11 protein-coding genes are annotated in these 13,309 nt (G+C 73.3%); 7 read left to right on the plus strand and 4 right to left on the minus strand.

What is annotated here, in order from left to right:
• Nucleotides 1-21 precede the first annotated feature (21 nt).
• Both ACIA6T_RS23495 and ACIA6T_RS23500 read left to right on the plus strand, forming a co-directional pair.
• Complete coding sequence (locus ACIA6T_RS23495; protein ID WP_399448412.1) at nt 22-1,590, plus strand: phytoene desaturase family protein; 1,569 nt, start codon at nt 22-24, stop codon at nt 1,588-1,590.
• Between the two features lie 78 nt (nt 1,591-1,668).
• Complete coding sequence (locus ACIA6T_RS23500; protein WP_399448413.1) at nt 1,669-2,247, plus strand: TetR/AcrR family transcriptional regulator; 579 nt, start codon at nt 1,669-1,671, stop codon at nt 2,245-2,247.
• A 13-nt stretch (nt 2,248-2,260) separates the two neighbouring features.
• On the opposite strand, the gene paaK is transcribed toward ACIA6T_RS23500, so the two are convergent.
• Entirely contained in the window at nt 2,261-3,562 is a 1,302-nt protein-coding gene (paaK, locus tag ACIA6T_RS23505) for a phenylacetate--CoA ligase PaaK (RefSeq protein WP_399448414.1), read from the minus strand.
• A 408-nt stretch (nt 3,563-3,970) separates the two neighbouring features.
• Here paaK and ACIA6T_RS23510 point away from each other — a divergent pair, with 408 nt between their 5' ends.
• The 4 genes from ACIA6T_RS23510 to ACIA6T_RS23525 all read left to right on the plus strand — a co-directional run bounded on the left by ACIA6T_RS23510 (nt 3,971) and on the right by ACIA6T_RS23525 (nt 6,646).
• On the plus strand, nt 3,971-4,213 hold the full coding sequence (locus ACIA6T_RS23510; protein ID WP_030862688.1) for a DUF397 domain-containing protein: 243 nt from the start codon (nt 3,971-3,973) through the stop codon (nt 4,211-4,213).
• 131 nt (nt 4,214-4,344) lie between these two features.
• Nucleotides 4,345-5,259: a universal stress protein gene (locus tag ACIA6T_RS23515; RefSeq protein WP_399448415.1), complete on the plus strand. Its 915-nt coding sequence runs from the start codon at nt 4,345-4,347 to the stop codon at nt 5,257-5,259.
• A 229-nt stretch (nt 5,260-5,488) separates the two neighbouring features.
• Entirely contained in the window at nt 5,489-6,091 is a 603-nt protein-coding gene (locus tag ACIA6T_RS23520; protein ID WP_399448416.1) for a CGNR zinc finger domain-containing protein, read from the plus strand.
• A 57-nt stretch (nt 6,092-6,148) separates the two neighbouring features.
• Entirely contained in the window at nt 6,149-6,646 is a 498-nt protein-coding gene (locus ACIA6T_RS23525; RefSeq protein ID WP_085575422.1) for a hypothetical protein, read from the plus strand.
• A 55-nt stretch (nt 6,647-6,701) separates the two neighbouring features.
• Here ACIA6T_RS23525 and ACIA6T_RS23530 read toward each other — a convergent pair whose 3' ends face one another.
• Nucleotides 6,702-8,612: an N-acetylmuramoyl-L-alanine amidase gene (locus ACIA6T_RS23530; RefSeq protein ID WP_399448417.1), complete on the minus strand. Its 1,911-nt coding sequence runs from the start codon at nt 8,610-8,612 to the stop codon at nt 6,702-6,704.
• Between the two features lie 373 nt (nt 8,613-8,985).
• Nucleotides 8,986-10,098, minus strand: coding sequence for an aminoglycoside phosphotransferase family protein (locus ACIA6T_RS23535; protein ID WP_399448418.1), 1,113 nt, complete (start codon nt 10,096-10,098; stop codon nt 8,986-8,988).
• Between the two features lie 234 nt (nt 10,099-10,332).
• Here ACIA6T_RS23535 and ACIA6T_RS23540 point away from each other — a divergent pair, with 234 nt between their 5' ends.
• Nucleotides 10,333-11,823, plus strand: coding sequence for a hypothetical protein (locus ACIA6T_RS23540; RefSeq protein WP_399448419.1), 1,491 nt, complete (start codon nt 10,333-10,335; stop codon nt 11,821-11,823).
• A gap of 22 nt (nt 11,824-11,845) precedes the next feature.
• Here ACIA6T_RS23540 and ACIA6T_RS23545 read toward each other — a convergent pair whose 3' ends face one another.
• Nucleotides 11,846-13,246 (minus strand): PP2C family protein-serine/threonine phosphatase, encoded by a 1,401-nt coding sequence (locus ACIA6T_RS23545; RefSeq protein ID WP_399448420.1) that lies wholly within the window; start codon nt 13,244-13,246, stop codon nt 11,846-11,848.
• Between the last annotated feature and the right edge of the window lie 63 nt (nt 13,247-13,309).

Here is a 13,309-nt window from a genome sequence, read left to right on the forward strand (position 1 = left end):
CGGCGCGTGTTACGAAGGACCATGACCGCACCCGAGGGGACCCGGACCTACGACGCCGTCATCGTCGGCGGAGGCCACAACGGCCTCGTCGCCGCCGCCTACCTCGCCCGGGCCGGGCGCTCCGTACTGGTGCTGGAGCGGCTGGACCACACCGGCGGGGCGGCGGTGTCCACCCGCCCGTTCACCGGCGTCGACGCACGGCTGTCCCGGTACTCGTACCTGGTCAGCCTGTTGCCCCGGAAGATCGTCCGGGACCTGGGGCTCGACTTCCGGCGGATCACCCGCACCATCTCCTCGTACACCCCCGTCGAGCGCGACGGACGGCCCACCGGGCTGCTCGTCGGCGGCGGCGGGCAGCGCACCCGCGAGGCGTTCGCCCGGCTCACCGGCTCCGGGAGCGAGTACCGGGCCTGGCAGCGCTTCTACGACATGACCGGCCGCGTCGCCCGCGGTGTCTTCCCGACCCTCACCGAGCCGCTGCCCACCCGCGGCGAACTGCGCCGCACCATTGACGACGAGGAGGCCTGGCGGACCCTCTTCGAGGAACCCCTCGGCGTCGCCGTCGAGGAGCGCTTCGCCGACGACCTGGTGCGCGGCGTCGTCCTCACCGACGCCCTCATCGGCACCTTCGCCGACGCCCACGACCCCTCGCTGAAGCAGAACCGCTGCTTCCTCTACCACGTCGTCGGCGGCGGCACCGGCGCCTGGGACGTACCGGTCGGCGGCATGGGCGCCCTCACCGACGCCCTGGCCGACGCCGCCCGCGCCGCCGGCGCGGTCATCGCCACCGGCCATGAGGCGGTGCGCGTCGACACCGACGGCCGCACGGCCGAGGTCACCCACCGCACCGCCGACGGCGAGGGCGTCGCCGCCGCGCGGCACGTCCTGGTGAACGCCTCCCCGCGGGAACTCGCCAGGCTCACCGGCGACACACCCCCGCCGCGCGCCGAGGGCGCCCAGCTCAAGGTGAACATGCTCCTCAAGCGGCTGCCGAGGCTGCGCGACACCTCCGTCGACCCGCGCGAGGCGTTCGCCGGCACCTTCCACATCGCCGAGGGATACGGGCAACTGGCCGCCGCCCACGCCCAGGCCACCGCCGGTGAGCTGCCCGCCGTCCCGCCCTCGGAGATCTACTGCCACTCGCTCACCGACCCCACGATCCTCGGCCCGGACCTGGCCGCCCGGGGCCACCAGACCCTCACCCTGTTCGGACTGCACACCCCCGCCCGGCTGTTCGAACGGGACAACGACGCCGTACGCGAGGAACTCCTGAAGTCGACGCTCGCCCAGCTCGACGCCCACCTCGCCGAACCCCTCGCGGACTGCCTGGCCACCGACGCCGACGGCCGCCCGTGCCTGGAGGCCCGGTCCCCGCTGGACCTGGAACGCGACCTCGGACTGCCCGGCGGCAACATCTTCCACCGCGACCTGTCCTGGCCCCACGCCCAGGAGGGCACCGGCCGCTGGGGTGTGGAGACCCGGCACGCAGGCGTCCTCCTGTGCGGCGCGGGCGCGGTGCGCGGCGGCGGGGTGAGCGGGGTACCGGGACACAACGCGGCCATGGCGGTGCTGGAGGCCGGGGAGGCATGACGCGCCGACGGACGACTCCGGGCGTAGTACTCTGCCTGAAGTGGTGTGACGGCAGGTGCTGCGGGCGGAGTGAGGGCAGTGGTCAGACGGAACGAGCGGCGCCGGGCCGCGCTGGTGGACGCCGCGATCGAGGTGCTGGCCCGTGAGGGCGCCCGGGGGCTGACGTTCCGGGCGGTGGACACCGAGGCCGCCGTACCCGTCGGCACCGCGTCGAACTACTTCGGCTCGCGCGACGACCTGCTCACCCAGGCCGGCGCCCGGGTCTACGAGCGGCTCCAGCCCGACGAGGAGCTCATCGCCCGGCAGCGGTCCGCCGGCCGTGACCGGGAGACCTACGCGGGGCTGATGCGGGAACTGGTCGGCCGTATCGCCGCCTTCCGCACCGGATACCTCGCCCTGCTCGAACTCCGGCTGGAGGCCACCCGCCGCCCGGCACTCCGCGAGGTGCTCACCGAGCGGGTCCGCGCCGACGTCGAGGCCAACGTCCGCTACCACGAGGGGTCGGGCCTGCCCGGCGACGCCATGGCCGTCAAGCTGCTGTACCTGGCGCTGAACTGGCTGATCGTCGAACAGCTCACCCTGCCGGACGTCTTCGCCCCGGACGAGCGCGAGCGGCTGGTGACGGCCGCGGTCGAGCGGATCGTGGCCGCCGAGTAGCCGGAACGGGCGGTCAGTCCCGCTTCTCGCGCAGGTCCACGATCCGCCGGATCTTGCCCACCGAGCGCTCCAGCGCCTCCGGTTCGACGATCTCCACGTCCACCGAAACGCCGATGCCGTCCTTCACCGCCGCCACGATCGACCGGGCGGCCGCGTCCCGCGTCGTGGCGTCCGCGCCGGGACGGGCCTCCGCGCGGACGGTGAGGGAGTCCATACGGCCCTCCGTGGTGAGACGGAGCTGGAAGTGGGGTGCCACGCCCGGGGTGCGCAGCACGATCTCCTCGATCTGTGTGGGGAAGAGGTTCACCCCGCGCAGGATCACCATGTCGTCGCTGCGGCCGGTCACCTTCTCCATCCGCCGGAACACCCGGGCGGTCCCCGGCAGCAGACGGGTCAGGTCCCGCGTCCGGTACCGCACGACCGGCATCGCCTCCTTGGTGAGCGAGGTGAAGACCAGCTCACCCCGCTCGCCCTCCGGAAGGACCTCGCCGGTGATCGGGTCGACGACCTCCGGATAGAAATGATCTTCCCAGATGTGGAGACCGTCCTTGGTCTCCACGCACTCCTGCGCGACACCAGGTCCGATCACCTCCGACAGCCCGTATATGTCGACCGCGTCGATCGCGAACCGCTCCTCGATCTCCTGCCGCATCCGCTCCGTCCACGGCTCCGCGCCGAAGATCCCCACCCGCAGCGAGGTGGAGCGCGGGTCGACACCCTGCCGCTCGAACTCGTCGAGCAGGGTGAGCATGTAGGACGGGGTCACCATGATGATGCCGGGCTTCAGGTCCTGGATCAGGGTCACCTGACGGGACGTCATCCCGCCGGACGCGGGGATCACCGTGCAGCCGAGCCGTTCGGCGCCGTAGTGGGCGCCCAGGCCACCGGTGAACAGGCCGTAGCCGTAGGCCACATGTGCCGTGTCCCCGGGCCGGCCGCCCGCCGCGCGGATGGACCGGGCCACCATGTCGGCCCACATGGAAAGGTCACCTTCCGTGTAGCCGACGACCGTGGGGCGTCCGGTGGTGCCGCTGGAGGCGTGCAGACGGCGGATACGGTCGCGGCCCACCGCGAACATGCCGTACGGGTAGTTCTCCCGCAGGTCCGCCTTGGTGGTGAACGGGAAACGGGACAGGTCGGACAGCGAACGGCAGTCGTCCGGGTGGACGCCCGCCTCGTCGAAGGACTCCCGGTAGAACGGCACACGCTCGTACGCGTGCCGCAGCGAGCCGCGCAGCCGCTCCAGCTGGAGCGCCCGCAGGCCCTCGATGCCGAGCCGTTCCGCCGGGTCCAGCAGGTCCGCCGCCTCCGCCATCAGGACGTTCTCCTCGCCAGTCGAGCGATCATGCCGATCCGGACGACCGATCATTCGGTCGAGCCACCGGAATCAGTAAGTCAGGCCGCGCCGCCCAGGGCAAGAGCCCCGCCTGCGCTTCTCCCGCGCCGGCCCTCCTCACGGGGCCGGCGCGGCGGAGCCTTTGCCCCGCGGTCCGTACGCCGTCATGAAGCGGTCGCGGAACTCGTCCGTACCCCAGCACGGCGCGCCGTACGCGGCCACCGGCGGTGTGCTTCCGGAGCTCTCCCCGGACGAGGCGGGATCACCGCCCCGGTCCGCCCCGCCCGCCCGGCGTCCTCGCGGAAAGGTGCTTCTCGCGGCCTGTCGGGGGCAGGAACCGATCGCTAGGCTGGCCCGCGGACGACGGTAATCGGGAGGAGCACGGACGTGGCCGAGAGCACCACCCAGCAGCGCCCGCTCACGGGCTGGGACAAGCCGGAGCTGGACCTCAGCAACGCGCAGTGGCAGTCCAGCAGTCGTGGCCTGGGCGATGTCCAGATCGCCTTCGTGGAGGGCTTCATCGCCATGCGCAACAGCGGCAGCCCGGAGAGCCCTTCCCTGATCTTCACCCCCGCCGAGTGGGGCGCGTTCGTGTCGGGAGCGCGGGAAGGGGAGTTCGACCTGACGTGAGCGGCGCCGCCGTGGGGGGTGTTCCGCGCCTTTTTCCGGACACGCGATCCGAAGTGCCGTACCCGGCCCGCGCCTGAGTACAGGCTGGCCGGGGGCGAAGACCGAAGGTCGTATCCCGGAGGCGAGGAACCATGAACATCCAGCCGGTCGTCGCGGCGGTCGACGGTTCGGACGACAGTCTGCGCGCCCTGGAGTGGGCCCTCGACGCCGCACGCCGGCGCGATGCCCCGCTGCGGATCGTGCACGTGCGCCAGTACGCCTCCTGGGCACAGCCCGAGGTCCTGGCGGCCGGGCCGCCCGACCCCGACGCGGACCCGGTCCTCGACCAGGTCCGCGGTCACCTGGCACAGCGGAGCGGTCCGCCCGCCGCCGAGTACGTGGCGCTGGAGGGGGCGCCGGGCGTGCTGCTGCCCGAAGCGGGGTCCGCGGCCCGGCTGCTGGTACTCGGCTCCCGGGGGCGCGGGGGCTTCGCCAGTCTGCTGCTCGGGTCCAACTCCCTGGCCGCGGCCCGTGACGCCGAGTGCCCGGTCGTCGTCGTGCCCCGGCCCGGGCGAGGGAGCGGGGGCGGGGGTGAGGAGGGGGCGTCGGCCGGGGCCGGCCGGCCCGTGGTGGTCGGCCTGAACGCCGACAGCCCCGACGAGAACACGCTCGCCTTCGCCTTCGCCGAAGCGGCGCTGCGCGGTGTCCGGCTGCGGGTTCTCGCCGCCTATCCGTGGCCGTTGCAGACCTGGATGCCGCCGGGGGAGATGCCTCCGCCGCAGGTCGACCGGGACGCCGTCGAGCACGAGACCCGTCTTCTCGCCGACGGCTTTCTCGCTCCGCACCGGGAGCGGCATCCCGAGGTCGTTGTCGGGGTCGACGTGCTGCCCGGAGACGCGGCCGGTCATCTGGTCGACGCGTCGCGGGACGCCGAGCTGGTGGTCGTGGGCCGTCATCGCCGTCGGCTGCTGGCGCCGGCCCGCATGATGGGGTCGGTGACTCAGGCGGTGCTGCTTCATGCGGTGAGTCCGGTCGTGGTGATTCCTCCGGCGGCGGCGGAGGAGTAGTCCGGGTGCTGAGCCGGGGCGGGGGAGGTCGCGCCGCCCGGCGCTTGCGAGGTGCCTCCCCACCGCCCGCCCCCACTCTCGGCTCCGCTCGAGCGGGAGGTACCCCCCATGAGCGGGAGGTGCCCCCACCGCCCTGGGGGTACCTCCCAGGCCCTTGAGGCACTGGGGGAGGCACGACTGCCCGCAGCCAGGGCGGCTAATGGGTGCAGGTGGACCTATCATTAGCGGCATGCGGGACTCGATCGTCACGGACGCCCACCTCGTCCTGGACCTCGCCCTCACCATCCGTCATGACGGCAACGGCGGAGTCGTCGACGACCTGGCCGAGCCCGGCGGGCTCACGGGCTGGGTGCGGGCGCGTCCGGAGGCGCTGGCCGGCGCGGAAGGCTATGCCGCCGACGCCGGCGGCCTCGCCGATGTCCGCGACCTGCGCGCCGCCGTCCGCGCCCTGTTCGCGCACGCCGTCCGCCCGGCCGAACCGAGCCCCGCGGACGCGACCCGCCTCCTGCCCGTCCCCGAAGCCCTGCGCCGCCTGAACGACGCCGCTGCCCGTACCCCCACCGTCCCCGTCCTGGAGTGGCCCGACGGGCGCGACCCCGTCGTCCGCCGGCGGCCCGTCCCGGACGGCGGGCCCGACCTGACCGCCGTACTCGCCCGGGCCGCGATCGCCTTCCTCGCCGGCCCCGACCGCGAACGCCTCCGTGCCTGCCACGCCCCCCGCTGTGTGCGCTACTTCCTGAAGGAGCACCCGCGTCAGGAGTGGTGCAAGCCCTCCTGCGGCAACCGCGCCCGGGTGGCCCGCCACCACGAGCGGCACCGGCGGTCCGGGTAGCGGAGACGGGCGTCGCCCGACCGTCCGTACGCGGGTCCGGGCACGTACCATGGCGGCATGTCGTTCCTCCGCCGCCGCAGTGCCACGCCCGCCGGGCCCGAATTCGACGTTCTGGCCATGGACCCGGGCGACTGGCCCGGCAATCTGGGCGCCGGGCTGCTGCCCGCCCCCGACGGAAGCTGCCAGGGCGTCTTCCTGCGTTACGACCTGTTCGGCGGCCGCGGCCCCGCGATGATCATCGGCAATCTGCCCGAGGGCTCCCCGGCCAGGGACGTCCCGGAGGGCGAGGTCCCCTTCGAGGTCGGGCAGCTGCTGCTGGCGCTGGAGAACGACGAGGAGATCACCGTCGTCGGCACCGAGGACGTACCGGTGATGCAGGGCGACAACCTGCTGATCGTGCGCCGGGTCAAGCTCTCCGAGGGCCGGATCTCCTGCGTGCAGTTCGACCGCAGTGACAACGTCCTGGTGACCATCGCCGCCTGGGACCGCCCCATCACCGACGACCTGTACGCCCTCCTCAAGCCGCTTCCCGCGGAGCTGTTCCAGCAGGGCTGACACAAGGGGCCGGGTCCCGCGGGAACCCGGCCCTCCCGCCACGTCCTCCGCGCCGCTACGACGACGTCACCGTCACGTCCGCCGCCCGGACGAAGCCGACCCGGTGGCCGAACTGGATCTCGTAGTACAGGTCCTCGCCCCGCACCACCCGGTGGGACGCCTCGTCGAAGGTCACCGCGTAGTAGTACTCGCCGGGTACCTTGCCCCCGGTCACGTACTTCTGGCCCTTGAGCACCGTGTACGGCAGCGGCGACACCGCCTGGGCCGGCACGCCCTCCGGGTAGGCGGCCTTCTCCGGGTACGCCCTTCCGTACACCGGCACCGAGTCGAGGCCCTCCCTCGGGGTGACGACCTTGCCCTTCGCGGGCACCGCGGTGGGGTGCTTCCCCGGGTTCTCGAACCAGGCCTTCCGGCCGAGGTACCAGATGGCGGTCCAGTCGCCCCAGCGGTCGGCGACCGCGTACTGCTGGCCCGTGGAGACCCGCGAGGACAGGTCGTTCACCCCGGTGGTCGGGGCGGAGCCGAGGCCGATGTCCCTGATCAGCGGGGAGTCCTCGTCATGGTCGGAGTACAGCCGCACCGCGCTCGACCCGTGGCCGGCGCACGGCTCGCCCGCGGTCCCGCAGCCCGTGAAGACCGGCCGGTTGGCGGCGTAGTCGGGCCGGATCGTGACGATGCCCGCGTGCCTGCCGGCCGTGGCCTTCAGAGGCCTGCCCAGCAGTTCGAAGTAGTGCCGCCAGTCCCAGTACGGTCCGGGGTCGGTGTGCATGCCGGGGATGGTGGCGGTGGTCGTCCCCGGCACCGTGTCGTGGCCGAGGATGTGCTGCCGGTCCAGCGGGATGTCGTACTTCTCGGCGAGGTACTTCACCAGCCGGGCCGAGGACCGGTACATCGCCTCGGTGTACCAGGCGTCGGGATCCGCCAGGAAACCCTCGTGCTCCAGCCCGATCGACCCCGCGTTGACGTACCAGTTGCCCGCGTGCCAGGCCACGTCCTTCGCCTTCACATGCTGGGCGATGTGACCGTCCGTGGAGCGCAGGCTGTATTGCCAGGACACATAGGTGGGGTCCTGCACCATGTCGAGGACGCCCTCCCAGGCGCCCTCCGTGTCATGGACGACGATGTACCGGATGCGCTGCGAGGCGGGCCGGTCGCCCAGGTCGTGGTTGCCGTAGTCGCCGTCGCCGAACTCCTCGTACGGGGCCGGGATCCACTCGCAGGACACCGTCTTCGGGCACTCCGTGCCGGCGGCGGAGGCGGTGCGCAGTCCGGCGTGCTCCAGTGCCGCGGTGTCGGGCGCGAGGCCGGGGCGGGCGGCCAGGGCGACCTGCTGTCCGGCGTCGGTGACCCGTTCCTCGCCGGCGCGGATCACCTCGTACACGTCGTTCGCGTACGCCACTGCCGACGCGGTGTCGTCGGCGCCGGAGAAGAGGGCGACCGCCGCGTACCAGTCGGCGGGGTCGTCGCTCCCGGGCTCGCCCAGCCGGCGTTGGGCATCGGCCAGCAGGGCGGCGCCGCCCGCCACGTTCGCGGCCGGGTCCTCGCGCAGGCGTTCGGGGCTGAGGCCGGTGAGGCGGGCGGCTCTCGGCAGGGTGGTGAGCCGGGCGGGCGGCTCTTCGGTGTGTGCCGCTCGTGCCTCGGGACGCTTCGACGGGCGGGCCTCGTCGCCGCGCGGGTCCTCCGCGCCCGAGGAGTGGTGGTCGGAGGCGGCGAGCGCGGTGCGGGCGTCCGTGAGGTGCATCGGGCCGTAGCCGCCGGTCACACTGGGGGCGCCGGCGTGGGCGTCCCAGCGGGACTGGAGGTAGGAGACGCCGAGCAGCACGCTCTGCGGTACGCCGTACTCGGCGGCTGCGGTGGCGAACGCCTGTTGGAGGCGGGCGGTGCTCGGTGGGGTCGCGGAGGGGGCGGCGCCCAGTAGGGGGAGGGTGAGGGCGGCTGCGGCGAGGATGCGGACGGGTTGTCTCAATGCGGCCTCCTGGGACGGTGGGGCGTGGGACGTGAGCCGAGCGGTGCGTCAGTGGTACCGGTCGGCTGATAATCCGTCAATCATGCCCAGGGAGGCGCGTATTGCCTTGTCAATCGGGGTGCGCGTCGGTTTCGTGGTGGTGGGGGCCGGGCCTGCGGAGCGTCAGTGGTGTACGCCAGTGGTTGCGATCGGCAGGAGGGACGACCCGCGCTGACAGGTGTCCGGTGCGAGGGTTGGCCGGGGGGTGGGCCGCGCGGCCCGGCGCCGGCGGGGTGCCGTCGCGCCCACCCGTGCCGCTGGGGGCACCTCCCAGGCCCTTTAGGCACTGGGGGAGGCACGACTGCCCGCGGTGGACGGCTGGGGCGGTGGGGCGTCAGCGGGTGCCCACTGCCGCTCGTACTGCTCGGCGGGCCATTTGGCAGTCGTCGTGGAGGCGGCGGAGGAGGAGGCGGTGTTCCTCACCGGACGGGGCCGTGGGGGACGTGTCCTGCATCGAGCGCTGGACGGCCGTCTCGTACGTGCGGATCTCCCGGGTCAGTACGAGCATCAGGTTGACCAGGAAGGCGTCCCGCGAGGCCGGACCCGCCGACTGGGCGATCTGACTGATCTGACGCCGCGCCGCCGGAGCGTCCCCGAGGACCGACCACAGCGTCGCCAGGTCGTACCCCGGCAGGTACCAGCCCGCGTGCTCCCAGTCCACCAGCACCGGACCGGCCGGTGAGATCAGGATGTTGGAGAGCAGGGCGTCGCCGTGGCAGAACTGGCCCATGCCCTGCCGTCCGGTGGCCAGCGCGATGCCGTGCAGCAGCTTCTGCAGGTCGCCCAGGTCCCGGTCGGTGAGCAGACCCAGCTCGTGGTACCGGGAGATACGGGCCGCGTAGTCCAGCGGCGCGTCGAACGTCCCGGCCGGCGGCCGCCAGGAGTTCAGCCGGCAGATCGCACCGAGTGCCGCCCTGATGTCCGCCCGCGGCGGTGCCTCGGCCGGATGCCGCTGGAGCGCCGCCACCCTGCCGGGCAGCCGCTCGATCACCAGCGTGCCGTTGTCCGGATCCGCCGCGATCAGCCGGGGCGCCCGCACAGGCGGACGGTGCCGGACGAACGAGCGGTATGCCGCTATTTCGTGGCGGATCCGATCGCTCCACGCGGGGGAGTGGTCCACTAAGCACTTGGCGACCGCGGTGCTCCGGCCGGTGGTGCCGACCAGCAGGACGGACCGGCCGGTGCGGCGCAGCACCTGGACCGGCGCGAACTCCGGGCAGATGCGGTGCACCGACGCGATCGCCGTACGGAGCTGGGCGCCCTGCGGGCCGGACAGGTCGAGCCTCCCGCTGAGCGGCTGGGTGCCCGGTCCCGCGGTGCGCCGTACGTTGCCGGCGCCGAGGGCGGGGGTCGCCGGGCGCACGGGGGCGAGGTAGGGGCCGCTGTCCGACGGACGGGGGCGCAGCGGCCGGGGCGGGGCGGACACGGAGGACGATGCTGCGTACATGGGTGATACAGATCCCTTCGTGTGCCTGCGACGTCAGTGCACCACCCGGCCCGGCCGCCCGGGCGCACCCTGGGGGAATGCCCCTGTGCGACGGGGTCGTGGTGGCGCGTTCCTACTCGACACCCGATGTCCCCTGGCACACCATCTGGCGCACCCTGGCGAACCCTGGCGAATAGTCGCCCGGCAACCCGCACCGGGCTACTGTCAACTCAGCCGAGAACCTGGGGGCTTGACGTGAGCGGACAACCCAACACCCGGCTCTCGGACCTGTTCGGCCTGGCCGGCTGGTCCAAGGGCGAACTCGCGAGGCTGGTCAACCGGCAGGCGGCGGCCATGGGCCACCCCCAGCTGGCGACCGACACCTCCCGGGTGCGGCGGTGGATCGACATGGGAGAGATCCCGCGCGATCCCGTGCCGCGGGTGCTGGCGGCCCTGTTCACCGAGCGTCTCGGCCGTGTCGTGACCATCGAGGATCTCGGTCTGGTCCGGCACGGGCGTACGGGGAAACGGCCACGTCCCGGGAGTGCGGAACATCCCGACGGAGTGCCGTGGGCGCCCGAGCGGACAGCCGAGGTCCTCACCGAATTCACGGGAATGGACCTCATGCTCAACCGACGCGGCTTGGTGGGCGCGGGTGCCGCGCTCACCGCGGGCTCCGCACTCAGCAGCGCCATGCACGACTGGCTGCACACCGATCCGGCCCTGACCGCCGACGCTCCCCGACTCGACGACCCCCTGCGCGCCGACCCCGCCGGGTTCGACCGGTACGAGGCCGCCCCGATCGGCTCGCAGGAGATCGAGGAGCTGGAGCGCTCCGTGGAGGTGTTCCGGGCCTGGGACGCCGCCCGCGGCGGCGGTCTCCAGCGCAAGGCGGTGGTCGGCCAGCTCAACGAGGTGGGCGGCATCCTCGCCTACCACCACCCACCCCATCTCCAGCGGCGCCTGTGGGGCGTCGCCGCCAACCTCGCCGTCCTCGCCGGCTGGATGTCGCACGACGTCGGCATGGAACCCACCGCCCAGAAGTACTTCGTGATCGCCGCCCACGCGGCCAGGGAGGGCGGCGACCGGCCGCGTGCCGGTGAGGCCCTGTCCCGGGCGGCCCGGCAGATGGTGCACCTGGACCGGCCCGACGAGGCGATGGACCTGATGAAGCTCGCCCAGTCCGGCTCGGGCGAGGAGGTCCTGCCGCGCACCCGCGCCATGTTCCACACCGTCGAGGCGTGGGCGCAGGCGTCCATGGGCAAGGGCCAGGCGATGCGCCGCACCCTGGGACAGGCGGAGGACCTCTTCGTCTCCGACAGGGGGGACGTGCCCCCGCCGAACTGGATGCAGCTGTTCAACGAGGCGGACCTGTACGGCATGCAGGCCCTGGCGTACCGGACGCTCGCGGAGTTCGAGCCGGACGCCGCCACGCACGCCCAGCACTACGCGGACAAGGCGCTGGCACTGCGGGTCGACGCACAGCAGCGGTCGAAGATCTTCGACTTCCTGTCCATGGCCTCCGCGTGCTTCATCGCCGACGACCCCGAGCAGGCGGACCGGTTCGCGCGCCTCGCCCTGGTGTCGATGGGGCAGAACTCCTCGCGCCGCACCTGGGACCGGCTGCGCCAGATGTACCGGCTCACCGCCGAGTACTCCTCCTACCCGAGGATCCGTGAGCTCAGGGAGGAGATCGAACTGGTGCTGCCCAGGCCCAGGGGCAAGGGCGGCACCGCCCGGGCGTGAGAGGGCGGCCCGGCGCGGATCGCTACGGGGCGACCCGGGCGACGAGCACACAGGCGGCGTCGTCGCGCTCCCGCTCGCCGAACTCCTCCACGACCGCCCGGACGCACTCCTGCGCGGTGCGGGCGGCGGCGAAGCGCGGGGCCAGTTCGAGCAGACGGTGCACGGCCGTGGCTCCGGCGTGCCCGGGCACCAGTCCGTCGGTGTGCAGCAGCAGCACGTCACCGGCTCCGAGGGTCTCCTCGGCCTGTCCGTAGGAGGCGCCCGGGACGGCACCGAGCAGTACGCCGTCCGGCGCGTCCAGCGCCCGCCCCGTCCCGCCGCGGAACAGCAGCGGGGCGGGGTGTCCGGCCTGCGCCCACAGCAGGGAGCGGGTCTCGGGCCGGTAGCGCAGACAGACGGCGCTGCCCAGCGCCGGCTGCGCCGTGGTGTCCAGTAACCGGTTGAGGCAGGCCAGCAGCGGTCCCGGCGCGGTGCCGGTCATCGCCATGCCGCGCACGGCGCCGAGCAGCATCGCCCTGCCCGAGGCGGCGCCGACGCCGTGTCCGGTCAGCTCGCCGACGCCGAGCAGCGTCGTGCCGTCGGGCAGTTCCAGTGCGTCGTACCAGTCCCCGCCGATCCGCGCGTGCGCCGACGGCGGCAGACGGGCCGCGGCGAGGTCGAGGGTCCCCGGGCCGGCCTGCGGGAGCCGCAGGGGGCCGTGCCACGTCGGCAGCACGGCCTCCTGCAGCTCGACCGCGAGCCGGTGCTCGGTCCGCGCGGCGGCGTGCCGCCGGCGGTGCAGCGAGTCACGGGTCTCGCTCACCGCCCTTCGGCAGCGGCGCAGTTCGCTGACGTCGCGCAGCACCGCCCACATCGAGGCGGTGCTGCCGTCGGCACCGAGTACCGGTTCGCCCATCATGTGCACGGTCCGTACACCGTCGTCCGGGCGTACGACGCGGAACTCCCCGTCGATGGGCCGGGCGTCGACGAGACAGTCCGTGACCATCGCGGTCAGTCCGGGCCGGTCCTCCTCGAACACCAGCGAGGGCAGTTCGTCGAGGGTGAGCGGCGCGGCGGCCGGGTCGCGGCCCAGGATCCGGTACAGCTCCCCGGACCAGCGCACCTCGTCCGTGAGCAGATCCCACTCCGCGCTGCCGACCCGGCTGAGCAGGGCGTCGTGCGGTGCCGGCGCCGGACCCGGCAAGGGGGGCGGCTCGTCCCGCAGTTGCGCCAGATGCCCGTCCAGGTCGTCCAGCTGGTGCAGCGCCAGGTCGTACAGAGCGCGCCGCCAGCGCTCCCGCGGATCCGCCGTGTCGGCCGGGGTGTCACGGCGTACGGCGTCCACCTCGCCCTTGAGCCGCCGGGTCTGCGAGATGAGCGCGTCGACCGCACCGCGTCCTGGCGGCGGGGCGGCTGGACGGTCCGCGGAGAGGTGGGACGGCATGACGCACTCCGATGCGGGAACGGTACGGCCTTCAGGCGGAGGGAGGGGCCGTTACGACTGTGG

Source organism: Streptomyces sp. NPDC051740, from assembly GCF_044453165.1.
GTDB classification, from domain to species: Bacteria; Actinomycetota; Actinomycetes; order Streptomycetales; family Streptomycetaceae; genus Streptomyces; species Streptomyces atrovirens.